22 protein-coding genes are annotated in these 22,686 nt (G+C 68.8%); 17 read left to right on the top strand and 5 right to left on the bottom strand.

The features are described from left to right. Positions 1-82: 82 nt before the first annotated feature. The 8 genes from FHU39_RS01220 (at position 83) to FHU39_RS01255 (ending at position 7,934) form a co-directional block, all read left to right on the top strand. Positions 83-346, top strand: a complete 264-nt coding sequence (locus FHU39_RS01220) for a F0F1 ATP synthase subunit C (protein ID WP_183318228.1) — start codon at positions 83-85, stop codon at positions 344-346. 30 nt (positions 347-376) lie between these two features. Then, positions 377-949 carry a F0F1 ATP synthase subunit B gene (locus FHU39_RS01225; RefSeq protein ID WP_183318230.1) on the top strand — a complete coding sequence of 191 codons (573 nt, stop codon included), beginning with the start codon at positions 377-379 and terminating at the stop codon, positions 947-949. Next, a complete protein-coding gene (locus FHU39_RS01230) occupies positions 949-1,761 on the top strand; it encodes a F0F1 ATP synthase subunit delta (protein WP_183318232.1) in 813 nt (270 codons plus the stop codon). The genes FHU39_RS01225 and FHU39_RS01230 overlap by 1 nt, the downstream gene beginning before the upstream one ends. 88 nt (positions 1,762-1,849) lie before the next feature. Further along, positions 1,850-3,487, top strand: a complete 1,638-nt coding sequence (gene atpA, locus FHU39_RS01235; RefSeq protein WP_183318234.1) for a F0F1 ATP synthase subunit alpha — start codon at positions 1,850-1,852, stop codon at positions 3,485-3,487. 44 nt (positions 3,488-3,531) lie between these two features. Further along, on the top strand, positions 3,532-4,446 hold the full coding sequence (locus FHU39_RS01240) for a F0F1 ATP synthase subunit gamma (RefSeq protein ID WP_183318236.1): 915 nt from the start codon (positions 3,532-3,534) through the stop codon (positions 4,444-4,446). Positions 4,447-4,476: 30 nt separating this feature from the next. Beyond that, complete coding sequence (gene atpD, locus FHU39_RS01245; RefSeq protein ID WP_183318238.1) at positions 4,477-5,970, top strand: F0F1 ATP synthase subunit beta; 1,494 nt, start codon at positions 4,477-4,479, stop codon at positions 5,968-5,970. Positions 5,971-6,545: 575 nt separating this feature from the next. Further along, positions 6,546-7,184, top strand: a complete 639-nt coding sequence (locus FHU39_RS01250; protein WP_183318240.1) for an HIT family protein — start codon at positions 6,546-6,548, stop codon at positions 7,182-7,184. Between the two features lie 84 nt (positions 7,185-7,268). Continuing rightward, positions 7,269-7,934, top strand: a complete 666-nt coding sequence (locus tag FHU39_RS01255; RefSeq protein ID WP_246336133.1) for a YdeI/OmpD-associated family protein — start codon at positions 7,269-7,271, stop codon at positions 7,932-7,934. A gap of 13 nt (positions 7,935-7,947) precedes the next feature. Here FHU39_RS01255 and FHU39_RS01260 read toward each other — a convergent pair whose 3' ends face one another. After that, the gene (locus tag FHU39_RS01260; protein ID WP_183318242.1) at positions 7,948-8,769 is read right to left on the bottom strand and encodes a hypothetical protein; all 822 of its coding nucleotides are present in this window, start codon (positions 8,767-8,769) and stop codon (positions 7,948-7,950) included. Positions 8,770-8,833: 64 nt separating this feature from the next. Here FHU39_RS01260 and poxB point away from each other — a divergent pair, with 64 nt between their 5' ends. Both poxB and asnB read left to right on the top strand, forming a co-directional pair. Continuing rightward, a complete protein-coding gene (gene poxB / locus FHU39_RS01265) occupies positions 8,834-10,558 on the top strand; it encodes a ubiquinone-dependent pyruvate dehydrogenase (protein ID WP_183318244.1) in 1,725 nt (574 codons plus the stop codon). 158 nt (positions 10,559-10,716) lie between these two features. Further along, positions 10,717-13,362 (top strand): asparagine synthase (glutamine-hydrolyzing), encoded by a 2,646-nt coding sequence (gene asnB, locus FHU39_RS01270; RefSeq protein ID WP_183318247.1) that lies wholly within the window; start codon positions 10,717-10,719, stop codon positions 13,360-13,362. Positions 13,363-13,364: 2 nt separating this feature from the next. Here the strand turns inward: asnB and FHU39_RS01275 are convergent, their stop codons facing one another. Continuing rightward, positions 13,365-14,102 (bottom strand): TerC family protein, encoded by a 738-nt coding sequence (locus tag FHU39_RS01275; protein ID WP_246336134.1) that lies wholly within the window; start codon positions 14,100-14,102, stop codon positions 13,365-13,367. 155 nt (positions 14,103-14,257) lie between these two features. On the opposite strand from FHU39_RS01275, the gene FHU39_RS01280 reads away from it, so the two are divergent. From FHU39_RS01280 to FHU39_RS01290, 3 genes are all read left to right on the top strand, one after another. Further along, positions 14,258-14,527, top strand: coding sequence for a F0F1 ATP synthase subunit epsilon (locus FHU39_RS01280; protein ID WP_343065684.1), 270 nt, complete (start codon positions 14,258-14,260; stop codon positions 14,525-14,527). Between the two features lie 11 nt (positions 14,528-14,538). Continuing rightward, complete coding sequence (locus FHU39_RS01285) at positions 14,539-14,967, top strand: DUF2550 family protein (RefSeq protein WP_183318251.1); 429 nt, start codon at positions 14,539-14,541, stop codon at positions 14,965-14,967. Positions 14,968-15,168: 201 nt separating this feature from the next. Continuing rightward, positions 15,169-15,669, top strand: a complete 501-nt coding sequence (locus tag FHU39_RS01290; RefSeq protein WP_183318253.1) for a hypothetical protein — start codon at positions 15,169-15,171, stop codon at positions 15,667-15,669. Positions 15,670-15,685: 16 nt separating this feature from the next. Here FHU39_RS01290 and FHU39_RS01295 read toward each other — a convergent pair whose 3' ends face one another. Further along, positions 15,686-16,312 (bottom strand): cob(I)yrinic acid a,c-diamide adenosyltransferase, encoded by a 627-nt coding sequence (locus FHU39_RS01295; RefSeq protein WP_183318255.1) that lies wholly within the window; start codon positions 16,310-16,312, stop codon positions 15,686-15,688. Between the two features lie 186 nt (positions 16,313-16,498). On the opposite strand from FHU39_RS01295, the gene FHU39_RS01300 reads away from it, so the two are divergent. Then, complete coding sequence (locus tag FHU39_RS01300; RefSeq protein ID WP_246336135.1) at positions 16,499-16,858, top strand: STAS domain-containing protein; 360 nt, start codon at positions 16,499-16,501, stop codon at positions 16,856-16,858. A gap of 31 nt (positions 16,859-16,889) precedes the next feature. On the opposite strand, the gene FHU39_RS01305 is transcribed toward FHU39_RS01300, so the two are convergent. After that, entirely contained in the window at positions 16,890-18,431 is a 1,542-nt protein-coding gene (locus tag FHU39_RS01305) for a gamma-glutamyltransferase (RefSeq protein WP_246336136.1), read from the bottom strand. Positions 18,432-18,445: 14 nt separating this feature from the next. Then, the gene (nucS, locus tag FHU39_RS01310) at positions 18,446-19,141 is read right to left on the bottom strand and encodes an endonuclease NucS (RefSeq protein ID WP_183318257.1); all 696 of its coding nucleotides are present in this window, start codon (positions 19,139-19,141) and stop codon (positions 18,446-18,448) included. 185 nt (positions 19,142-19,326) lie between these two features. Here nucS and FHU39_RS01315 point away from each other — a divergent pair, with 185 nt between their 5' ends. The 3 genes from FHU39_RS01315 to FHU39_RS01325 all read left to right on the top strand — a co-directional run bounded on the left by FHU39_RS01315 (position 19,327) and on the right by FHU39_RS01325 (position 22,634). Next, the gene (locus FHU39_RS01315; protein WP_183318259.1) at positions 19,327-20,973 is read left to right on the top strand and encodes a 3-hydroxybutyryl-CoA dehydrogenase; all 1,647 of its coding nucleotides are present in this window, start codon (positions 19,327-19,329) and stop codon (positions 20,971-20,973) included. 6 nt (positions 20,974-20,979) lie between these two features. After that, positions 20,980-21,294: a hypothetical protein gene (locus FHU39_RS01320; protein WP_183318261.1), complete on the top strand. Its 315-nt coding sequence runs from the start codon at positions 20,980-20,982 to the stop codon at positions 21,292-21,294. Between the two features lie 104 nt (positions 21,295-21,398). After that, the gene (locus tag FHU39_RS01325) at positions 21,399-22,634 is read left to right on the top strand and encodes an acetyl-CoA C-acetyltransferase (RefSeq protein ID WP_183318263.1); all 1,236 of its coding nucleotides are present in this window, start codon (positions 21,399-21,401) and stop codon (positions 22,632-22,634) included. The last annotated feature ends 52 nt before the right edge of the window (positions 22,635-22,686 follow it).

Here is a 22,686-nt window from a genome sequence, read left to right on the forward strand (position 1 = left end):
CACAACTGAACAAGCTTGACTCGAACCAGCAGTACCCACACGGTGACCGGCACGCCGCCGGCGCCATAACTACAGGAGAGACATGGCAGACTCATCGAGCCTCGACTCGGCAATCAAGACCGCCGGAGCCTTCGTCGGCGGTGGCCTCGCCCTCGGCGGTGGTGCCATCGGTGCGTCGATCGGTGACGGCCTCGCCGGTAGCGCCACCATCAACGGTGTCGCTCGCCAGCCGGAGGCACAGAGCCGGTTGATGACGATCTTCTTCCTCACCGTCGGTCTGGCCGAGGCGATGTACTTCATCAACCTCGCGTTCATGGCACTGTTCGTGTTCGTTCTTGGCAAGTAATCTCGACGCCCCGTACGAGAGGGAACGCTCATGATCCAGCAATTCGCGGCTGATTCGTCCTCGGCGAACAACCCGCTGCTGCCCAATGGCACGCTGATCGCCGAGCTGATCGCATTCGTGATCATCCTGGTCGTGATCGCCAAGTGGGTCGTACCACCGATCAACAAGGCGATGTCCGAGCGGCAGCAGCAGATCCGCGACCAGTTCGACGACCTGGACAAGTCGAAGGCCGCCGCGGACGCCGAACGCGACAAGTACCACTCGGCGCTGAGCGATGCGCAGGCTGAGGCCGGCCGCATCCGCCAGCAGGCGCACGAGGACGGTGCACAGATCGTCTCGGAGAGCCGCACCCAGGCGCAGACCGAGGCGCAGCGCATCGTCGACAGCGCCAACGCGCAGACCGAGCAGTCCAAGCAGCAGGCGGAAGTCCAGTTGCGGCAGCACATCGGTTCGCTCTCCACGGACCTGGCCAGCAAGATCGTCGGTGAGTCGTTGCACGACGACGCACGGCACCACGCCGTCATCGAGCGGTTCCTGGCCGACCTGGAGTCGGGTGCGGTGAAGCCGGAAAAGGTGACCGCAGCACCGGCCGAGGAAGCCTGATGCAGGGCGCATCCCGACGTGGCCTGGCTTCGGCCCGGCAGGCGTTGGAGGCTCAGATCGGGTCCGGCTCCGACGCGGGCGCACTCGGCGACGAGCTGCTCGCCATCGCCCAGGTGCTCGGCTCCAGCGTGCCGCTGCGCCGGGCGCTGACCGACCCGTCCAGCGAGTCGGCGGACCGTACGGCGCTCGCCGGCCGGGTCTTCGACGCCAAGGTCAGCGACGCCGCGCAACATGTGGTGCGCACCGCGGTCGGGCAGCGGTGGAGCGACGAGCGCGATCTCGGCGACGGCCTGGAACGCCTCGGTGTGGAGGCTGTCCTCACCGCCGCGGAGCGGGCCGGTCGCCTCGACGACGTCGAGGACGAACTGTTCCGTTTCGAGCGGACCATCACCGGTGACCGTGACCTGGCCGACGCGCTGTCGGACCGGCGCCGCGACGGCAAGGACAAGGCCGACCTCGTCGGCAAGCTGCTGGAGGGCAAGGCCGCACCGGAGACGATCCGCCTCGCCCGGCAGGCCGCCGCCAACCCGCGGGGTCGCGCGGTCGAGCGTGAACTCGGGTCGTATGTCGCCATCGCGGCCGAGCTGCGCAACCGGCTCGCCGCAACGGTGACCTCGGCCGTGGAGCTGACCGACGCCGAGCGTGCCCGGTTGGGTGACGCGCTCGCCGGCATCTACGGACGCCCGGTGCACCTCAACACCGTTGTCGACCCGAGCGTCGTCGGAGGCCTGCGGGTGCAGGTCGGCGACGAAGTGATCGACGGCACCATCGCAACCCGACTGGAGGATGCCCGCCGCGCCATGGCGGGCTGAACCCCACGAGACACCTTCCGGCATACCGACGCTGGAGCACACGAGCTAACGGGCCGAGCTGGTCCGCTCACCGACAGGAGAAACAGACATGACGGAGCTTTCGATCCGTCCGGACGAGATCCGGGAAGCACTGGACGGCTACGTCCGGGCCTACGAGCCGGGTGCCGCCAGCCGTGAGGAAGTCGGCACCGTTGTGGACGCCGCCGACGGCATCGCGCACGTCGAGGGTCTGCCCTCGGCCATGACCAACGAGCTGCTGCAGTTCGAGGACGGCACGCTCGGCATCGCGCTCAACCTGGACGTGCACGACATCGGTGTCGTCGTGCTGGGTGAGTTCGGCGGTATCGAAGAGGGCCAGCAGGTCAAGCGCACCGGCGAGGTGCTCTCCGTGCCCGTCGGCGACAAGTTCCTCGGCCGCGTGGTGGACCCGCTGGGTCACCCGGTCGACGGTCTCGGCGACATCGAGGCGGAGACGCGTCGTGAGCTGGAGCTGCAGGCGCCCAACGTCGTCTCCCGTAAGTCGGTGTTCCAGCCGCTGGCGACCGGCATCAAGGCCATCGACGCCATGACCCCGATCGGCCGTGGCCAGCGCCAGCTGATCATCGGCGACCGCAAGACCGGCAAGACCACGATCGCCACCGACACGATCATCAACCAGAAGGCCAACTGGGAGTCCGGCGACCCGGAGAAGCAGGTTCGCTGCGTATACGTCGCCATCGGCCAGAAGAACTCCACCGTCGCCGAGGTGCGCGCCACCCTCGAGGCCGGCGGTGCGATGGAGTACACCACCATCGTCAACGCCTCCGCCGGTGAGGCCGCAGGCTTCAAGTACCTCGCGCCGTTCACCGGCTCGGCCATCGGCCAGCACTGGATGTACCAGGGCAAGCACGTCCTGATCGTCTTCGACGACCTGTCCAAGCAGGCCGAGGCCTACCGCGCGATGTCCCTGCTGCTGCGCCGCCCGCCGGGCCGCGAGGCCTACCCGGGTGACGTCTTCTACCTGCACAGCCGGCTGCTCGAGCGCTGCGCGAAGCTGTCCGACGAGCTCGGCGGCGGGTCGATGACCGGTCTGCCGATCATCGAGACCAAGGCGGGCGACGTCTCGGCATACATCCCGACCAACGTCATCTCCATCACCGACGGTCAGATCTACCTGCAGGCCGACCTGTTCAACGCCAACCAGCGCCCGGCGGTCGACGTCGGTGTGTCCGTGTCGCGTGTCGGTGGTGCCGCCATGACCAAGGCCATGAAGGCCGTCACCGGTTCGATCAAGGTCGACCTGGCCCAGTACCGCGAGATGCAGGCGTTCGCCATGTTCGCCTCCGACCTGGACGCCGCGTCCCGCCACCAGCTGGCACGTGGTGACCGGCTGATGGCGTTGTTCAAGCAGCCGCAGAACAGCCCCTACCCGCTGGCGTCGCAGGTCGCGTCGCTGTGGGCGGGCACGACCGGCCAGCTCGACGACGTCGCCGTGTCCGACGTCAACCGCTTCGAGGCGGAGTTCCTGGACATCCTGCGCCGCGAGCACAAGGGCACCCTCGACGCGATCGAGGAGACCACCAAGCTGGACGACGACGGCAAGCAGGTCTTCGAGGACGCCATGAAGAAGCTGAAGTCGCAGTTCCAGGCCGGTCCGGACCACGGTGGCGAGGGCGCCGAGTCCCACGACGAGATCGCCCAGGACCAGATCGACCAGGCCAAGATCGTCAAGCAGCACCAGGGCTGACGTCCGTAGCTGAGCAACGACACTTCGATTAGGAAGGGGACACCATGGGCGCGCAGATGCGGATCTACCGCCAGCGCATCCGGTCTGTCCAGGCCACCAAGAAGATCACGCGCGCGATGGAGCTCATCGCGGCATCCCGCGTGGTCAAGGCGCGCCGCCGGGTCGAGCAGTCGACGCCATACGCGCTGGCCCTGACCCGGGCGTGCTCGGCAGTCGCGACGCACAGCAACACCGACCATGCGCTCACGACCGAGCGGGAGAATCCCAAGCGCGCCGCGGTGCTCATCTGCACCAGCGACCGCGGGTTGGCGGGCGCCTACTCGGTCAACGCGATCAAGAAGTCGGCGGAGCTGATCGAGCGGCTGACGGGCGAGGGCAAGGAAGTCGTGCCCTACCTGGTCGGTCGCAAGGCGGTGAGCTACTACAAGTTCCGGCGTCGTGAGTACGAGCAGGAATGGACCGGCTTCACCGACAGCCCGGACTTCGAGACCGCGGCCGAGGTCGGCGAGGCGCTCAGCGCGCAGTTCATCGCCGGCAGCGAAGAGGGCGGCGTGGACGAGGTCCACATCGTTTACACCCGGTTCGTGAGCATGGTCGACCAGGAGCCGCAGGTCGTCCGCCTGCTGCCCCTGGAGGTCGTCGAGGGTGACATCGACACCGACGGTGACGGTGTGCCCGACAAGGGTCCGCTGCCGCTGTACGAGTTCGAGCCGGAGGCGGACAAGGTGCTGGACGCCCTGCTGCCGAAGTACATCACCTCGCGGATCTACAACTCGTTCCTGCAGTCGGCGGCGTCCGAGCTGGCGGCCCGCCAGCGCGCGATGAAGTCGGCGACGGACAACGCCGAGGAACTCATCAACACCTACACCCGCCTCGCCAACCAGGCACGGCAGGCCGAGATCACCCAAGAGATCAGCGAGATCGTTGGTGGCGCCAGCGCTCTGGCCGATGCCTCCTGACGCGTTCGACACGAGAAAGAGAAAGACGTTATGAGTGAGATTGCCCACGAGGTGGACGTTCTCGACAAAGAGGCGGAGGAGACCAAGCCGGGCGCCGTGGGGCGTGTTGCGCGGGTCATCGGACCGGTCATCGACGTCGAGTTCCCCACCGACGGAATGCCCGATCTGTTCAACCTGCTGACCCTTGAGGTCGACCTGTCCGGCGAGGGCGGCGAGAACGAAGGCAAGAAGCAGATCAACCTCGAGGTCGAGCAGCACATCGGCGACAACATGGTCCGCGCGATCTCGCTGCAGCCGACCGACGGCGTCGTGCGCGGCCAGGCCGTGCAGGACAGCGGCGGCCCGATCCGGGTGCCGGTCGGCGACGGCACCCTCGGCAAGGTCTTCAACGCGACCGGTGAGTGCCTGAACCTCGAAGAGGGTCAGACCCTCGAGGTCAAGGAGCGCTGGGGCATCCACCGTCGCCCGCCGGCCTTCGACCAGCTGGAGTCCAAGACCCAGATGTTCGAGACGGGCATCAAGGTCATCGACCTGCTGACGCCGTACGTGCAGGGTGGCAAGATCGGCCTGTTCGGTGGTGCCGGTGTCGGCAAGACCGTCCTCATCCAGGAAATGATCGCCCGTGTGGCTCGCGACCACGGTGGTGTGTCGGTGTTTGCCGGTGTCGGTGAGCGCACCCGTGAGGGCAACGACCTGATGGTCGAGATGGAGGAGGCTGGGGTTCTCGGTCAGACCGCGCTCGTCTTCGGTCAGATGGACGAGCCGCCGGGCACCCGTCTGCGCGTCGCCCTGTCGGCGCTGACGATGGCGGAGTACTTCCGTGACGTCCAGAACCAGGACGTGCTGCTGTTCATCGACAACATCTTCCGGTTCACCCAGGCCGGTTCCGAGGTGTCCACGCTGCTCGGTCGTATGCCGAGCGCGGTGGGTTACCAGCCGACCCTGGCCGACGAGATGGGCGAGCTGCAGGAGCGGATCACCTCCACCCGTGGTCACTCGATCACCTCGATGCAGGCGATCTACGTCCCCGCGGACGACTACACCGACCCGGCGCCGGCCACCACGTTCGCGCACCTGGACGCCACGACCGAGCTCTCGCGTGACATCGCCTCCATGGGTATCTACCCGGCGGTGGACCCGCTGACCTCGACCTCGCGCATCCTCGACCCGCGCTACGTGTCCAAGGAGCACTACGACACCGCGGTCCGCGTGAAGCAGATCCTGCAGCGCAACAAGGAGCTGCAGGACATCATCGCGATCCTCGGTATCGACGAGCTGTCCGAAGAGGACAAGGTGCTGGTCAACCGCGCTCGCCGCATCCAGCGCTTCCTGTCGCAGAACACCTACGTCGCCAAGCAGTTCACCGGCATCGACGGCTCGACCGTGCCGCTGGCGGAGACCATCGAGGCGTTCAACAAGATCGCCGATGGTGACTACGACACCACGCCGGAGCAGGCGTTCTTCCTCTGCGGTGGCCTCGACGACGTCGAGAAGAAGGCCGCCCAGCTGGCCAAGGAGGACTGAGGCTCGTCTCGAGCTCGAGCCTCGAGCCTCGGCGCACCTCTGCGAAACCCCCAGATCACGTAGTGATCCGGGGGTTTCGGCGTGTGCGGCGTGGTCCGGGGGTTTCGGCGTGTGCGGCCGCGCGTAGGTCCCCCCGGTGTCGACCTGTGTGCGGCTGCAGGGTGATTTGGCGTACCGGAGTCGCCCCAGGGGAGACGTATGACCGGTATGGCGTGTGCGGCCGTGCGTAGGTCCCCCCGGTGGCGACCTGTGTGCGGCTGCAGGGTGATTTGGCGTACCGGAGTCGCCCCAGGGGGGACGTATGACCGCTGCTCGCAGTCTGAGCGCGCGTAGGTCCCCCCGGTGTCGACCTGTGTGCGGGTATGGCGGGCTCGGCCGCGCGTAGGTCTCCCCTGGGGTGACCTGTGCCCGGGTATGGCGCGTGCGGCGGTCGGCATACCCGAGCCCGTCTCGCCGACAGGACAGGAAACGCACTGAGCGGACACGAAATGCGGGGGAGCGCGGGCCTGCCGCGGGCGGTTTTGGTGTCCTCTCGATGCATAAGGTGTCCCCTCGGCGACGGGTAGGCTGCGCCCATGACACAGGGGCCGGAGACGATCGAGGACTACTACGCCCGCGTGCGCGCGGCCGCCGGCGAGGACGGCCGGCTCCCTGTCGCCGTTGACGAGATGCCCGGCTGGGACATCTTCCCGTTCGAGGTCGACAGCCTGCGGATCAAGCCGCTGCAGCCGCTGGCCGACCGGGAGTCCGACCGGGAAGGGGAGGATCCGGCGACCTGCCGTTGCCAGCGACCGCGACAGCCCGACGACGGCAGACTGATCTGGCACAACGACCGATGGCGCTTGTCGCTCATCGCGGACACCGGGCTGCCGATCATGGTCTCGCTCGGTCCGAAGCAGCACATGGACCTCGCGACCATGCCGGCGGACTGGGCCGGTGAGTTCGGGCGGTTGATCGCCACGATCAGCGCAGCGATCGAAGATCTGCCCAGCGTCGGCCGGGCACAGGTCGCGAGGTATGGCGACGGCGGTGCTCATCTGCACCTGTGGCTCTTCGGGCGCCCGGCACGCATGCTGCAACTGCGCGGGTCGCCCCTGCTGGACTGGGAGGAGAACCTCCCGCGCGTCCCTCTCGAGGTGTTGCAGGCGAACGCCCGGCCGATCGGTGCCGCACTCGTTGCGTCATACGGGGGCAGCGTCGGCAGGCTCGCCTGACGACGACGCGCCGGGCGCCCGAGGGTGGTGCACGCGGTCGACGGACGGTGATTCGGTGTCGGCGGTTCGTGGCAGGGTGGCCGTATGGCGAAAGACCCCGGCCGGATGGGCGGCACTCCCGAGCGCCCGGCGCGCTTCTTCGCGGATGCCGCCGAGTTCGGCGCGTGGCTGGCCGCGCACCACGACACCGAGACCGAGCTGTGGATGGGCCTGGCGAAGAAGCACGTGTCCGACCGCGGGCTGACCTGGGCGCAGGCGGTTCCGGAGGCACTGTGCTGGGGCTGGATCGACTCGGTCATCCAGCGGATCGACGACGACTATGTCCGACAGCGATGGACGCCGCGCAAGCGGACCGGCCACTGGAGCAGGGTCAACCTGCAGCTGGTCGAGCAGTTACGGGCGGAGGGCCGGATGCAACCGGCCGGACTGGCGGCGTGGGAGGCCAGGCGACGCGAGGCCGCGCCATACACCCACGAGCGCAGCGGCCCGCTCGAGCTGCCCCCGGCGTATGCCGATCAACTCGCCGATTCGCCGGCAGCCACCGCATTCCTGGCCGCCGCAACGGCCACCTACCGACGGCAGTGCATCAACTGGGTGCTGACGGCCAAGCAGCAGGCCACACGAGACCGCCGGCTGGCTCAGCTGATCGAATGCAGCGCCGCAGGTGAGGTGGTGCCGTTCCAGCGTTACGGCGAGTTGCCCAAGTGGGTCCGGCGAGCTGCTGCCGCAGCAGCCGACGCGGGCACCTGACCACGCCGGCCCGTCAGACCTCGATCTCGGCGCGCCCGGCCAGCACGAGGCATCCGCCGAGCGCGGCGACGAAGCCGACGACGGCGGCCGCCGCGAAACCGTCCCGCACCGAGTCGCCCAGCCAGAGCAGCCCGACGACGGCCGGCACGACGGTCTCGACCACGAAGGTGGTGGCGGCGACGGTGGTGGTTCGACCGCGGTCCAACGCGAAGCCGAAGGACACGATCCCGACAAGGCCACCGAGCACCAGCGCCCAGAGCGCCGGCTGCCCCGCAGTGCGCCACCACGGGTCGGAGACCACCAGCACCCGCGCGGCAACGCCGGTCAGTCCGAAACCGAGGCCGGCCGCGGCGGCCAGGACGCACGCCGAGCGTGCCGGCCGCCGATCGAGCGCGCCGGCCGCGAACACGACGCCGACCAGCACCCCGCAGCCCGCCAACAGCCAACCGCCCGCCCTGCCGATCGCGGAGCCGCGACCCTCCTGGGCACTGATCGCCAGCAGTACCAGGCCGATTCCGGTGACGACGAGTGCCACGACCTCGCGCCCGGACAGTCGGTCCCGCAGCACGAGCACCGCCAGCAGAGCGGTCACCCCGACCGATGACGCCAGCATCGACTCGACCATGAAGAGCGGCAACGAGCGCAGCGCCACCACGCTCAACACGAAGCCGGTCGCGTCGAGCAACAGGCCCGCGGCATACGAACGCCCCGCCCACAGCCGGGTGCGGAGCGCGGACTCCCGCGCTGCGTCCATCCGCCGCACGCCGATCGCCTGGAGGATCGTCGCCGCGCCATACGCGATGGCGGCGAGGACGACTCCGACCATCGCGAACACCCGGTGATCCTGCCACGTCGGCCCGTGCGGAACCTCGGCGCACGGGGTCGGACAGAATGGACGTATGGCGACCATCGCGGACTCGATCATTCGCACCCTCAAGGCAAGCGGCGTCCGCCGGCTGTATGGCGTGCCCGGCGATTCCCTCAACGGGCTGACCGACGCCCTGCGGCGGGACGGTGACCTGCAGTGGGCGCACGTGCGCAACGAGGAGGTGGGCGCGTTCGCGGCGGGCGCCGAGGCGCAGCTGACCGGTGAGCTGGCGGTCTGCGTCGGCAGCTGCGGTCCCGGCAACGTCCACCTCATCAACGGCCTGTATGACGCGGGCCGCAGCCACGCCCCGGTGCTCGCGATCGCGGCTCAGATCCCGCGGGAGGAGATCGGCAGCGGCTACTTCCAGGAGACCCACCCGACGCAGGTGTTCAACGAGTGCAGCGTCTACGCCGAGCTGGTCTCGTGCGCCGAGCAGTTCCCGGTCGTCTTCCAGCAGGCGCTGCAGGCGGCCATCACCCGCCGCGGTGTCGCGGTCATGGTGGTGCCGGGGGAGATCTTCATGGAGGAGTGGTCCGGCAAGGACGTGCTACCGGTGCGCACGACGCACTCCGCCGTCGTGCCCGGTGAGGCCGAACTCGCCGCAGCGGCAGAGGTCATCGGCACCGCGAAGCGCCCCGCCATACTCGCCGGAGCCGGGTGCGCAGGCGCCCACGACGAGTTGGTTGCCTTCGCCCAGGCGATCAACGCCCCGGTCGTGCACTCGCTGCGCGGCAAGGAGTGGTTGGAGTGGGACAACCCGAACAACGTCGGGCTGACCGGACTGATCGGCTACGACTCCGGCTACCGGGCGATGGAGCACTGCGACGTGCTGATCATGGCGGGCACCGACTTCCCCTACCGGCCGTTCCTGCCCGACGACGTGCCGGTGGTGCAGATCGACGTCCGCGGCGAACGGATCGGCCGTCGCGTGCAGGTGTCGCACCCGCTGGTCGGCACTGTGCGAGACACGTTGCCGTTGCTGCAAACTCGCATCAAGTCGAGCAACGACGGCAGCTTCGCCGAGACCATCGTCAAGCACCACCGGAAGCGCCGGGCCAAGCTGGACGAGCTGGCGCAGCCGGGCAAACCGGGTGAGACGCCGCTGCACCCGCAGTTCGTCACCGCGACCATCGACCGGCTGGCCACCGACGACGCGGTCTTCACCTGCGACGTCGGCACCCCGACGGTGTGGGCAGCGCGCTACCTGCGGATGAACGGCAAACGCCGACTGCTCGGCTCCTTCAACCACGGCTCGATGGCCAATGCGCTCGCCCAGGCGATCGGCGCCGCGGCGACATACCCGAAGCGCCAGGTGGTGGCGCTCGCCGGCGACGGGGGCCTGGCGATGCTGCTCGGCGACCTGATCACGCTGCAGCAGCTGCACCTGCCGGTGAAGGTGATGGTCTACAACAACAGCGCGCTGAGTTTCGTGGAGCTGGAGATGAAGCAGGCCGGCCTGGTCAACTTCGGCACCGGCCTGGACAACCCCGACTTCGCCGGCATCGCCGACGCCATCGGGCTGAAGGGGCTCCGGGCCGAGCGCACGAGCGACGTCGAGGACGCGGTGCGCGAGGCGTTCGAGTATGACGGTCCGGCGCTCGTCGATCTGCGCGTCGCCCGGCAGGAGCTGTCGCTGCCGCCGAAGATCACCCTGTCGCAGGTCAAGGGCTTCACCCTGTACGCCACCCGCACGGTGCTGTCCGGGCGGGGCAGCGAGATCGTCGAGTTGGCGCGTACCAACCTGCGGGAGCTGTAGACCCGCGCGCCCCCTGATCGAGGGGAGTACAACCTGACCGACCGGAGTACGTATTCGCCCGGTTTTCCTACTCCGCTCGGTCGGTAGGTGCTCCGCTCGGTAGGAGTCGGTCCGGTCCGTTTCGCATCGCACCGGGCGCGCCAAATAAGCTGGCCCGCATGTGTGGAATCGTCGGGTACTTCGGCCCGAGTGGCAACGCAGCGATGCTGCAGCGGATGAACGACTGCCAGGCGCACCGCGGCCCGGACGGGCACGGCACGTTCACCGACGGTGACGTCGGCCTGGGGCACCGGCGCCTGTCGATCATCGACGTCGCGCACGGCCAGCAGCCGATGACGACCAAGGACGGGCGCTACACGCTGGCCTACAACGGTGAGGTCTACAACTACCTGCCGCTGCGCGAGGAGTTGCAGCGCCTCGGGCACGAGTTCGGCACCGACTCCGACACCGAGGTCGTGCTGGAGGCGTTCGCGGAGTGGGGCACCGAGGCGTTCGACCGGTTCAACGGCATGTGGGGCCTGGCGATCTGGGACGCCCAGGACAAGCGACTCACCCTCAGCCGGGACCACTTCGGCATCAAGCCGGTGTATGTCGCCCAGATCGGCGACACCTTCGCCTTCGCCTCGGAGATCAAGGGCATCCTGGCGACCGGCCTGTACGACGCCACGCCCAACGACCGCACCATCTACCGCTACCTGCGGTTCCGCATCCACGAGGACGGCCGCGAAACCTTCTTCGACGGCATCGAGCGGCTGGAGCCCGGCGAGGCGATGACCATCGACGCGAGCGGGACGACGCGGGCGCCATACACCCGCCTGCGCGAGGAGCTCGCCGAGCTGGCCACCGAGCAGCGCCCGTATGACGAGGCCGCCGCAGCCGACTACAAGGCCCGCCTCATCGAGGCCGTCCGACTCCGGCTGCAGTCCGAGGTGCCGGTCGGCACGTCGTTGTCCGGTGGGCTGGATTCCAGCGCGGTTGCGGTCATCATCAACCAGTTGCTCAACGCCGGCGACGAGACGACCGCCGAATCCGTTGGTGCCAAACAGAATACGTTCTCCGCTGTCTTCCCGGGGTCGCTCAACGACGAGGAGAAGTACGTCGATGCGGTGCTCGACATCTGTCGCGGACACGTCGACGCGCACAAGATCAAGCCGACGGCCGACGAGTTCAAGGCCGACATGCGCGACTTCATCCGCGCGCAGGAGGAGCCGCTGATCTCCTCCGGGCCCTACGCCCAGTACCAGGTGATGCGCGAGGCCACCCAGCACGTCACCGTGCTGCTCGACGGGCAGGGCGCCGACGAGATGATGGCCGGTTACATCCCCTACTACTTCGTCTACCTGCGGCAGTTGAAGGCGCAGGGCGCCAAGCAGGCGGCCGCCGAACTGTCCAAGAGCCTGGACGTCATCTACCGGCTCGGCCGCTTCAAGCTGCAGGCGAAAGTCAAGGGCCGCAAGGGCATTCCAATGACCCAGCTGCTCGCCGACGACTTCGTGGCGGCGCACACCGGCGAGAGCTACACGGTTGAGGGTGCCAACCTCAAGAAGCGGCTGATCGAGGACCTCTTCGTGGGGTCGCTGCCGTCGCTGCTGCGCTACGAGGACAAGAACACCATGCGCTTCTCCCTCGAGGGCCGCGTGCCGTTCCTCGACAAGGAGGTCGTGAAGTTCATCTTCAGCCTGTCGGACGAGGCGATCATCAAGGGCGGCTGGAACAAGCGGATCCTGCGTGACGCCACCCGCGGCCTGCTGCCGGAGTCGATCAACCGGCGGCGTAACAAGATCGGCTTCACCACGCCGCAGGGCGAGTGGTTCATGCGGCTCAAGAACCACTTCTACAACATCTTCCTGTCCGAATCGTTCGCGAACCGGCCCTACTTCGACCAGTCCGAGGTGCTGCACGCCTTCGAGGGCTGGATCAAGGGCACCAACGACGTCGATTCGATGGTCTTCTGGCGGATGCTCAACGTCGAGCTGTGGCTGCAGGAGTTCTTCGACGAGAAGGACCCCGAGGCGGACAAGCCGGCACGCATCAAGACCGACCTCGAGCCCAACGAGGGCAAGGAGCTCGATCTGGTGACCGCGTCGGGCGCGACCGTGCGCCGCTACCCGCTGCGCACCGAGCTGTTCGGCCGCGACGACGACCTGGACAAGCGGGTGCTGGAGCAGATCGACCGCTTCTTCGAGACGCTGGCCGGCGACCCGGAGCAGGCTGCGCAGATGGCCGAAAAGAGCTGGTACTACTTCATTTCCGAGAAGATCGTGGCCATCACACAGGGGCGCTCCTACTTCATCTGGGACATCAACGTGGGTCGCCCGGCGCGGGTGCTGTCCAAGTACGTCACGCGCACTCCTGCCGGCATCGGGCTCGGGTCACCGTTCACCATGCAGCTGGCGATCCAGGAGGCCGGCCTCCCGCGGGTGCTCTACGCCAGCGCCGGGGGAGCGGTCGGCAAACTGATCGGCAAGCGGGGCCTGTTCTACGAGCTCGTCGGAGGCGACATCCGCGCGATCGACGGCCCGACCGAGTACTCCGCCTACCCGTCGAACGTCTCGGCCAAGCTGGCGCCGAAGGACCCCGACGACGTCGCGGCCCGGCTCACCGCCGCGATCCGCGAGCGCGTGCCGGCGGCATACAAGAGCACCTTCGGGGGCACCGTCGTGATGGACGCCAACGACATCGGGCGCAACGTGCTCGGCACCGACGTGGCGGGGGACAAGGCCCGCTTCGAGGAGATGTTCGCCGACAACCCGCTCGGGCAGGGCAGCGAACAGACCCCGATGGCGATCGTCGTGGAGCGCTGAGCTCAGTCCGGGAGCGCTGACCGCCGCATCGCCCTCTTGCGGTAGGTGAGGTTGAGCGCCTCGACCGCCATGGCGAACGCGATCGGTCCGTAGATCACCGGCTTGTCGATGTGTATGGCGAAGCCTTCCGCGATCAGCGTCGACCCGATGAGGACCAGGAAACTCAACGCCAGCATCTTCACCGTGGGGTGACGGTTGACGAAGGCGCTGATGCGGCCGGCGAAGACCATCATCAGACCGATCGACAGGGTGACCGCGGCGATCATGATCGACAACTGGTCGACCATGCCGACCGCGGTGATGACCGAGTCGAGCGAGAAGACGGCATCCAGCAGCAGGATCTGCACGATCACGCCGGCGAAGGATGCGGTGCCCACCGACGACGGGGCCTCGTCCTCCTCGTCCGCACCTTCGATCCGCTCGTGGATCTCCATGACGGCCTTGTAGACCAGGAAGACACCGCCGAGCAGCAGGATCAGGTCGCGGCCGGACAGCTGCAGACCCTCGGAGTCGCCGATGGAGATGATCGTGGCGGTCAGTCCAATGATCCACGACGCGACCGCCAACAGCACGATCCGCATCAGCAGGGCGAGTGCCAGGCCGAGGGTGCGCGCCTTGGCGCGCTGTTCCTGCGGTAGGCGGCCGGTCAGGATCGAGATGAAAACGACGTTGTCGATGCCGAGCACGAGCTCGAGGGCGAACAAGGTCAGGAAGGCGACCCAGAGGTCGGGGCTGGTCATGAAGGCCATGGCAGTCGGTACAACGTGCGCCGGGGAGGCGCCGTTCCATGGGTTCTGTCGAGAGCAGTGTTCAACGACCGGTAGGATTGGGTGCAGGATCCACCCTGTCCGTCCCCGGTGGACTCTTCGCCGTACATCCAAGGAGCTGACTCTTCGTGAGCCTGCAGGTCGAAATCGTCGCCCCGGACCGCATCGTCTGGTCGGGTGAGGCCCGCCAGCTGTTCGCACGCACCATCGAAGGTGAGATCGGCATCCTGCCACAGCACGAGCCCCTGCTGGCCGTGCTCGGCGACGGAGACGTGCACATCGACCCCGTCGGCGGGGACCGCGAGACGATCACCGTCAACGGCGGTTTCATCTCCGTCGACAACGACAAGGTCACGCTCGTCGCCGAACACGTCGACGCCGCGAACCTGGGCGTCTGAGAGGGCACGACGTGATCGCGACCATCGACTGGTTGGCAGTCGGTGTCGCGTGCGTCGTGCTCGTCATCGTGCTCGGCCTGGTCGCCCTCGTGGTGCGCCGCCGGGTCATTGCGCGCGGGGAGCCGCTCGCCATGGTCGCCCTGCGTCGCGGTGACGGTTGGAAGCTGGGTATGACGCGCCTCACGACCGACAGCGTCCAGTGGTTCCCGGTCATCGGCATGCGGGTGCGACCGATCCTGGTGTGGCGGCGCGGCGAGCTGGACCTCGGTGCGCCCCGTCCGGTGGCCCACACCAAGCCGATCGCCATGGTCGATCCCGTGCAGGTGGAGTGCACCATCGGCGAGGAGCGGTTCCTCATCGCCATCGCGCCCGGTGACTACACCGCGTTGCGCTCCTGGTCGGAGTCCGCGCCCCCGGGCCTGAACGCCAACGTGGCCTGACCTCCCCTCCGCCGACAGGACACGAAACACACCGACAGGACACGAAACACACCGACAGGACACGTTGTACGGGCCGAAACGGCCCGTTTTTTGTGTCCTCTGGCGCCGATGTTGTCCTCTCGGTGGTTTGAGTCGTCCCGGCGCGCATCGACCTGCGTCCAGGGTCTTCCGGTGGTGCGACGGGCGGCGCTAGCCTTGATCATGAGCAGCGATGACGCTTGGCGGGACATGAACTCGGCGACGTCGCCGGCCGAGTACACACAGGCCAAGAACGACTACTACCTGGCGAAGAACACCGAGGACGGCTGGGCCCAGGTCCAAGCGCGGTCCGGATCCACTTCTGGGTCGGCATGGGACTCCGTCGGAGGGTTCACCAGCGCCCCGGGCACCTCCGGTGGCGGCTTCGTGGCCCGCTCGGGCCCGGTCGCACGCTACCGATGGTCGTCGCTCTGGCACACGACCGTCGACGTGTCTCGCGATGTGCGCACCGCCTTCCACCATGAAACCGCTGTCGGCTGGGTGCTCGCACCGTTCCAGTTCGTCTGGTACATGGCCATCGGCGCGCTGCGGATCGCCGGGGCGATCCTTCGGCTGGTACTGGCGGTATGTGGGGTCGTCCTGCGGGTCGTCCTCGTGCTGATCGGGTTGGCCATCGTGGCCGGCATCGGCTACGCGATCTGGACCTGGTTCCACCAACGGTGACCGGTGTGGTGCCGCGCTACTTGTGCGGCTCCTCGCGGCCACCACCGGGCTGCCACAGGACGTCGCCGCCGGCCGGGAGGTTCGCCACCCGCGCGGCCAGGAAGAGCAGGTCGGACAGCCGGTTGAGGTACTGCGCGGTGAGCGGGTTCACGCCGCCGGTGCCCTTCTCGCTGCCGGCCGGCGCGGGCTGGTCGCCATACGTCTCCAGCGCCAGCCAGGCGGCCCGCTCCGCACGTCGCGCGACGGTGCGTGCGACGTGCAGGTGGGCGGCGCCGACGCTGCCGCCGGGCAGGATGAACGAGCGCAGGGTCTCCACCTGGTCGCCGAGCCGGTCGCAGTCGGCCTCCAGATCGTCGATCCACGGCTGTTTGACCCGTAGCGGCGGGTATTCGGGGTCCTCCACCAGCGGGTTGCACAGGTCGGCGCCGACGTCGAAGAGTTCGTTCTGCACCCGGTGCAGGACGGCCACCAGATCCTCGCTCAGGCCGCCCGCCGCGACCGCCACCCCGATGACGCTGTTGGTCTCGTCGGTGTCGGCATACGCCACCAGCCGCGGGTCCTTCTTATCGGTCCGGCTGAAGTCGCCCAGGGCGGTGGTGCCGGAGTCGCCGGTGCGGGTGTAGATGCGGCTGAGGATGACCATGCAGCCATCGTCCCAGACGGCCGTGGGCGGCGAGCCTGGGGAGAACCTTCGAGGTGATTTACCAAAACGTGACCCGAACCTGGCCAACAAATGAGCGCCGTCATGCGTCAATGTCATCGGAAGGCGCAACGTTTTCGGGCCTTCCGGCACGTTCAGACACCCGATCGGGGAAAGGTGGCGGAACGAATGGCACGAGGCGAGAACCACAACGTGGTCATGATCGACGTGGTGCGCACCGGCGTGGAGTTGGCCGTGCGCGGCGAACTCAACGTGCACACGGTGGCCGATGTCCGCGCCGCCCTGAGCGGCGCCATCGATGACGGAGTCGGTGACCTGGTGCTCCATCTCGGCCAGGCCGAGATCGGCGACGCGACCGGGCTGGGTGTCATCGTCGGAGCCCACCACCGCGCGTTACGTGCCGACCGTCGACTCGTGCTGGCCGACGCGTCACTGCGGCTGGAGCGGCTGATGCGCGCCACCGGGCTGCACCGCATCATCCCGCTCTCCCGGCAGCTGATGCCGTTGCCGGTGATCCTCCCCGCCTGATCCTCGCCCGACCCGCGCCGCGCCGAAGCGCTCAGCTGACCGCGGTCGCGGCTGCCCGCCGTGGATCGGCGGCGGCACCCAGGTCACCGGCCGCGGTCCCGTATGCCGCGCCGACCCCACCGAAATACATGTCCGACGCCTCGTGCGGCACAGCGACCGCCCCGGCTCGGCCGATGGCTGCCTCGACACCGTCCTCCGGTTCGTAGTGCACTCGCACCTCGTCCGGACCCAACTCGACGTGCAGCCGCGGCGCGTCGATGGACGCCTGCAGGTCCTCGCCGCGCAGGCAGTGCCGGCCGATGACCTGCGACAACGCGGTGGTGATCCGGTCCGCGCCCGGGCTGCCGATCGCCAGCGTCACGCCGTCGGCGCTGCGGGCGGTGGCGGGCGACATGTTCGAGGCGAGCCGGGTGCCCGGCCGCAGCGCGTGCAGCCCGAGCCGGTTGAGTTCGGGCTCGCCGAGGCAGTTGTTCAGCACCAGGCCGGTCCCGGGCACGGTCACCCCCGAGGAGTAACCGGCCGACGTGGTGATCGCGCAGGCGTTGCCCTCGCTGTCGACCACCGAAACGTGCGCCGTGTCCTGGCTGGTCGGCAGTGACTCCAGCCCGGTCGTCTCCAGCGCGAGCAGCAACTCGGCACCCGCCGCGCGCAGGTCGGTGGACCGGTCCAGGTGCTCCGCGCGGTAGCCGAGCACCAGGCGCTGGATCTCGACCAGTGCGTCCGCGCTCATGCCGCGCTGCGCGATCAGTCGCACCATCGCGGTCAGCACCGGGCCGCCGATCGACGGCGGCGGGTTCAGCGCGATGTCCCAGTCACCGACGGTCGCGCGAGAGGCCGGGCGGCATACCGGCCGGTAGGCGGCGAGGTCGGCCCGCCCCAGCAGGCCGCCCGTCGCGGTCACATGGTCGGCGATCGCCTCGCCGAGCGACCCGGTGTAGAGCTCGGCGATGCCGTGCCGCGCCACGAGCTCCAGCGTGTTCGCGAGGTCGCGGTTGGTCATCCGGGTGCCGGGCCCGGCCGGCTCGTCGCCGGCGAAGTGCTGGGCGCGGGTCTGCTCGTCGAACGACCACAGTTGCCGGCCGGTCAGCTGCAGGTAGTGCCCCGCCGCCTGGCCGAGCACGAAACCCTCCCGCGCCGCGGCGATCGCCGGCGCGAGGATGTCGGCCCACGATGCGCGCCCGAACATCTCGTGTGCCAGGTCGTATGCCGCGAACGAGCCCGGCGTCGCGGCGGATCCGGGGCCGGCGTTGATCGTGATGCCACCCCCGTAGTCCAGGTGTATGGCGCGCAGGCCGCCTCCGAACCGCTCAGGGTCCGCGGACCGCCCCGGCATCTCGCTGTTGCCGTCGATGACCTGCGGTTCGCCGTCGGCCGGCCAGACGTTGACGAACGCGCCGCCGAGCGCGCTGACGATGCCCGGTTCGGTCACGTAGACCGTGGCATGCGCCGCGATGGCGGCGTCGACCGCGCTGCCACCGAGTGCCACGACGTCCATCCCGGCCTGCGCGGCCAGCGCGTTGGGGGCGGCGATGGCCGCGCGCGTCATACCCAACGACGGGGGAAGTTCACTCATGGCGACCTCTTCTTTCAGAACAGCCGGGCTTCGGAGTCGTCCATTCCCTTGAGCGCCTCGTAGTCCAAGGTGACACACCGGATCCCGCGGTCCTCGGCGAGGACGCGGGCCTGCGGCTTGATCAGCTGCGCGGCGAAGACCCCGTTGACCGGCGCGAGGTGCGGGTCGCGGTTGAGCAGCTCCAGGTAGCGGGTCAGCTGCTCCACCCCGTCGATGTCGCCACGGCGCTTGAGCTCCACGGCGACGGTGGTCCCGTCGGCATCGCGGCAGATGATGTCGACCGGCCCGATCGCGGTCATGTATTCGCGCCGGATCAGCGTGTAGCCCTCGCCCAGCGTGGTGATGTGCTCGGCCAGCAGCGCCTGCAACTGCGCCTCGACGCCGTCCTTGATCAGCCCCGGATCGACGCCGAGATCGTGGCTGGAGTCGTGCAGGATCTCGTGGATGCGCACGTGCAGGCGGTCCTCGGACCTGGCGTGCTGGACGGACCAGACGGCCTCGACGCCCTCGTCCGCCTCGTCAGCGGTCGGCTCGATCTGCGCCATCGAGCACGGCGGCGACATCCAGTTGAGCGGTTTGTAGGAGCCGCCGTCACTGTGGATGAGGACGGAACCGTCCGCTTTGACCATCAGCAACCGGGTGGCCAGGGGTAGATGGGCGGTCAGGCGGCCGACGTAGTCGACACTGCACCGGGCAATCACAACGCGCACGACGCCCAACCTTAGCTCCGCCGAGCGCTCCGCTCGCTCCTCGCTCCGGGACGTCGCGGGGACCGCGAGCGGGGCAGCAGCACACGCGGTGAGAAAATCGCACTCTTTGCCATCCCACGAATCACACTGATACTTCCCGTGGAGACCCTGCAGGGCGTCCAGACGGCCCTGACAGACTGACCGGTATGGCTCCTCATATCAACAAGGTTGCGGTGATCGGACTCGGCACGATGGGCGCCGGCATCGTCGAAGTGTTCGCGAAGGCGGGGCACGAGGTGTATGCCGTGGACGGCAGCCCCGAACTCGCCGAGCGCGGCAAGGGATTTGTGACCACGTCGCTGGACCGCGCGGTCGGCAAGGGCAAGCTCAGCGAGGACGACCGGAACGCGACCCTCGGCCGCATCACCTTCACCGCGGAGCTGGCCGACCTGGCCGACGCCGACCTGGTCGTCGAGGCGGTGCCGGAACGGATGGAGATCAAGCACGCGGTCTTCACCGCGCTGGACGACATCGTCCGGCCGGATGCGGTGCTGGCCTCCAACACCTCCAGCCTCTCCCTGACCGAGATCGCCGCGGGGACGGCCCACCCCGAGCGCGTGGTCGGCATGCACTTCTTCAACCCGGCGCCGGTCCTTGCCCTCGTCGAGGTCATCCGGACCGTCCTGGCCGACCCCGAGGTCGTCGACGCGGTGCGCGACCTCGCGCTCAACCTGGGCAAGAAGCCCGTGGTCGTGGGGGACCGCGCCGGTTTCGTCGCCAACGCGCTGCTGATCCCCTACCTCTCCCGCGCGATCGCGCTCTACCAGACCGGCAAGGTCAGCCGCACCGACCTGGACAACGCCGGCCGCGTCGGCATCGGCCTGCCGATGGGCCCGCTGACCCTCTGCGACCTCGTCGGTCTCGACGTCGTCAAGGAGGTCTGCGAGGTCATGTATGACGCGACGAAGCGTCCCTCGGACGCTTCGCCACAACTGCTGAGGCAACTCGTCCTGGCCCGCCGGCTGGGTCGCAAGACCGGGCAGGGCTTCTACGACTACTCGGCCGATGCGGGCGCCGAGGAGAGTGACGGCACCGGCGAGATGACCGCCGCTGCCGCGGTCGTCGGCAAGGGCGAGATCGCCGAGCTGATCGCGAAGTCGTTCGCGCACGCCGGCGTCACGGTCACCGCGATCGACGACCCCGCCGCGGACGTGTCCGTGCTGGCCGGCAACCCCTTGGTGGTGTTGGTCGGGGGCGCCGCGGAGGGCTGCGGGTCCTGCGGCGGCGACGGTGACGAGTGCGGGTGCGGCGCGACCGAGGCGCCGGACGACTGGTTCACCCAGGTCGCGCAGGTGCTCGACGAGCGCTCGGTGGTGCTGACCGCGGACGAGGCCAGTGAATTCGCGCTCACCGGGGTGCTGTCGGCGGACGTCACGGTGCTGCCGCTCCGGCTGCACCGACCGACCCGGGGCGGCCGGGTGGCCGAGGTCGGCATACCCCTGGAGGCGACGCAGGAGCAGATCGCGCTGGTCCGGGACACGCTGGAAGCGGCCGGTTTCGTGCCGGTCGCCGGGCCCGCCCGGCCCGGTCTGGTGGTCGACGGGCTGCTCTTCCAGCACCTGAACGACGCGGTGGCCATGGTCGACGCGGGCTATGCGACCCCGGAGGACATCGACACGGCAATGACGGCCGGCTGCGGCTACCCGGAGGGCCTCTTCGCGATCCTGGACGAGTTGGGCGCCGACACGGTCGCCGACGGCCTGGTGGAGCAGGCGTCGCTCGACCCGTCGATCGTGCCGAGCCCGTTGCTGCTGGAGCACGCGGCCGCGGGCACACCGTTCCTCGCCGGCTGAGGGTTCGTGGCGCGTCGAGGCCGTCGGCAGAGCCGTCGCCCGGGTGATCCCGGGCGACGGCCGGACATCTCGCGCGTGCTGGAGACCGGCATCCAGCGGCAGGGGTATGCCGGCCGCACGTATGTCGTCCGAGCGGTCCGCGGCAACGCGACCGGTCGCGAATACACCTGTCCCGGTTGCCAACAGCAGCTCTCCGCGGCCGTCGCGCACGTGGTGGTCTGGCCGGACGACGGGCTCGGGGACGTCTCGGACCGGCGGCACTGGCACACGACCTGCTGGTCCGCGCGGGACCGTCGGCCGCCGCGCGGTTCCTGGCGCTGACGCGGCCCGCGCGACTGTCCGATCCGGCAGTGTGCGGCGCAGAGGCGCGCCGTACAGTGAGAGAACCACTGCGGAGCCACACGACCAGATTGGGTGCATTTGCCATGTCCACCTCTGAAAACACCGCTGTCATCGTCGCGGGTGCGCGGACCCCGATGGGTCGCCTCCAGGGATCGCTGTCCGGCTTCTCCGGCACCGACCTCGGCGGTTTCGCCATCAAGGGCGCGCTGGAGAAGGCCGGCGTCTCCGGTGACCAGGTCGACTACGTGATCATGGGCCAGGTGCTCACCGCAGGAGCCGGTCAGATGCCCGCCCGTCAGGCCGCGGCCAAGGCGGGCATTCCGATGGACGTCCCGTCGCTCACCATCAACAAGGTGTGCCTGTCCGGTCTGGACGCGATCGCGTTGGCAGGACAGCTGATTCGAGCGGGCGAGTTCGACGTCGTCGTCGCCGGCGGCCAGGAGTCGATGAGCCAGGCGCCGCACCTGCTGAAAGGCAGCCGCTCCGGCTTCAAGTACGGCGACGTGACGATGCTGGACCACATGGCGTTCGACGGGCTGTGGGACGCCTTCACCGACCAGGCGATGGGTCTGCTCACCGAGCAGGAGAACGGCGGCGACAAGCTCGTCAGCCGGGAGGAGCAGGACGCCTTCGGCGCTCGCAGCCACCAGTTGGCGGCGCGTGCCTGGAAGGACGGCCTGTTCGACGACGAGGTGGTCACCGTCGAGATCCCGCAGCGCAAGGGCGACCCGATCGAGTTCCGGAACGACGAGGGCATCCGCCCCGACACCACCGCGGAGAGCCTCGCCAAGCTGCGCCCGGCGTTCTCCAAGGACGGCACCATCACCGCCGGTTCGAGCTCGCCGATCTCCGACGGTGCGGCAGCAGTCGTGGTGATGAGCAAGGCCAAGGCGGAGGAGCTGGGGCTGGAGTGGCTGGCCGAGATCGGTGCGCACGGCGTCGTCGCCGGCCCGGACTCCTCGCTGCAGTCGCAGCCGGCCAACGCCATCGTCGCCGCGTGCGAGAAGGAAGGCATCAAGCCGACCGACCTGGGCGTGGTCGAGATCAACGAGGCGTTCGCCGCGGTCGGCATCGTGTCCACCCGCGAGCTGGGCATCGACCCGGAGATCGTCAACGTCAACGGTGGTGCGATCGCGATGGGCCACCCGATCGGTATGTCGGGGGCGCGCCTCGTCCTGCACCTCGCCCTGGAGCTGAAGCGTCGCGGCGGCGGCGTCGGCGCGGCCAGCCTGTGCGGCGGCGGCGGCCAGGGTGACGCGCTGATCGTGAAGGTTCCCCAGCGGGTGGAGCTGGACTCGCAGGCCGGCGTCCAGAGCTGACCCCCTGCCGAGAGGCTCACACGTGACCGAGAGGCTCACACATACGGGGTGT

Source organism: Flexivirga oryzae (genome assembly GCF_014190805.1).
Classification (GTDB): domain Bacteria; phylum Actinomycetota; class Actinomycetes; order Actinomycetales; family Dermatophilaceae; genus Flexivirga; species Flexivirga oryzae.

What these genes read in the sequence shown, in the direction of transcription:
- FHU39_RS01255 (WP_246336133.1), top strand. Translation starts at nt 7,269, where the DNA reads ATGGCGAAAGACCCCGGCCGGATGGGCGGCACTCCCGAGCGCCCGGCG.
- FHU39_RS01240 (WP_183318236.1), top strand. Translation starts at nt 3,532, where the DNA reads ATGGGCGCGCAGATGCGGATCTACCGCCAGCGCATCCGGTCTGTCCAG.
- poxB (WP_183318244.1), top strand. Translation starts at nt 8,834, where the DNA reads ATGGCGACCATCGCGGACTCGATCATTCGCACCCTCAAGGCAAGCGGC.
- FHU39_RS01305 (WP_246336136.1), bottom strand. Translation starts at nt 18,431, where the DNA reads ATGAGTGAACTTCCCCCGTCGTTGGGTATGACGCGCGCGGCCATCGCC.
- FHU39_RS01250 (WP_183318240.1), top strand. Translation starts at nt 6,546, where the DNA reads ATGACACAGGGGCCGGAGACGATCGAGGACTACTACGCCCGCGTGCGC.
- FHU39_RS01315 (WP_183318259.1), top strand. Translation starts at nt 19,327, where the DNA reads ATGGCTCCTCATATCAACAAGGTTGCGGTGATCGGACTCGGCACGATG.
- FHU39_RS01295 (WP_183318255.1), bottom strand. Translation starts at nt 16,312, where the DNA reads ATGGTCATCCTCAGCCGCATCTACACCCGCACCGGCGACTCCGGCACC.
- FHU39_RS01275 (WP_246336134.1), bottom strand. Translation starts at nt 14,102, where the DNA reads ATGACCAGCCCCGACCTCTGGGTCGCCTTCCTGACCTTGTTCGCCCTC.
- FHU39_RS01290 (WP_183318253.1), top strand. Translation starts at nt 15,169, where the DNA reads ATGAGCAGCGATGACGCTTGGCGGGACATGAACTCGGCGACGTCGCCG.
- asnB (WP_183318247.1), top strand. Translation starts at nt 10,717, where the DNA reads ATGTGTGGAATCGTCGGGTACTTCGGCCCGAGTGGCAACGCAGCGATG.
- FHU39_RS01300 (WP_246336135.1), top strand. Translation starts at nt 16,499, where the DNA reads ATGGCACGAGGCGAGAACCACAACGTGGTCATGATCGACGTGGTGCGC.
- atpA (WP_183318234.1), top strand. Translation starts at nt 1,850, where the DNA reads ATGACGGAGCTTTCGATCCGTCCGGACGAGATCCGGGAAGCACTGGAC.
- FHU39_RS01220 (WP_183318228.1), top strand. Translation starts at nt 83, where the DNA reads ATGGCAGACTCATCGAGCCTCGACTCGGCAATCAAGACCGCCGGAGCC.
- atpD (WP_183318238.1), top strand. Translation starts at nt 4,477, where the DNA reads ATGAGTGAGATTGCCCACGAGGTGGACGTTCTCGACAAAGAGGCGGAG.
- FHU39_RS01325 (WP_183318263.1), top strand. Translation starts at nt 21,399, where the DNA reads ATGTCCACCTCTGAAAACACCGCTGTCATCGTCGCGGGTGCGCGGACC.
- FHU39_RS01230 (WP_183318232.1), top strand. Translation starts at nt 949, where the DNA reads ATGCAGGGCGCATCCCGACGTGGCCTGGCTTCGGCCCGGCAGGCGTTG.
- FHU39_RS01225 (WP_183318230.1), top strand. Translation starts at nt 377, where the DNA reads ATGATCCAGCAATTCGCGGCTGATTCGTCCTCGGCGAACAACCCGCTG.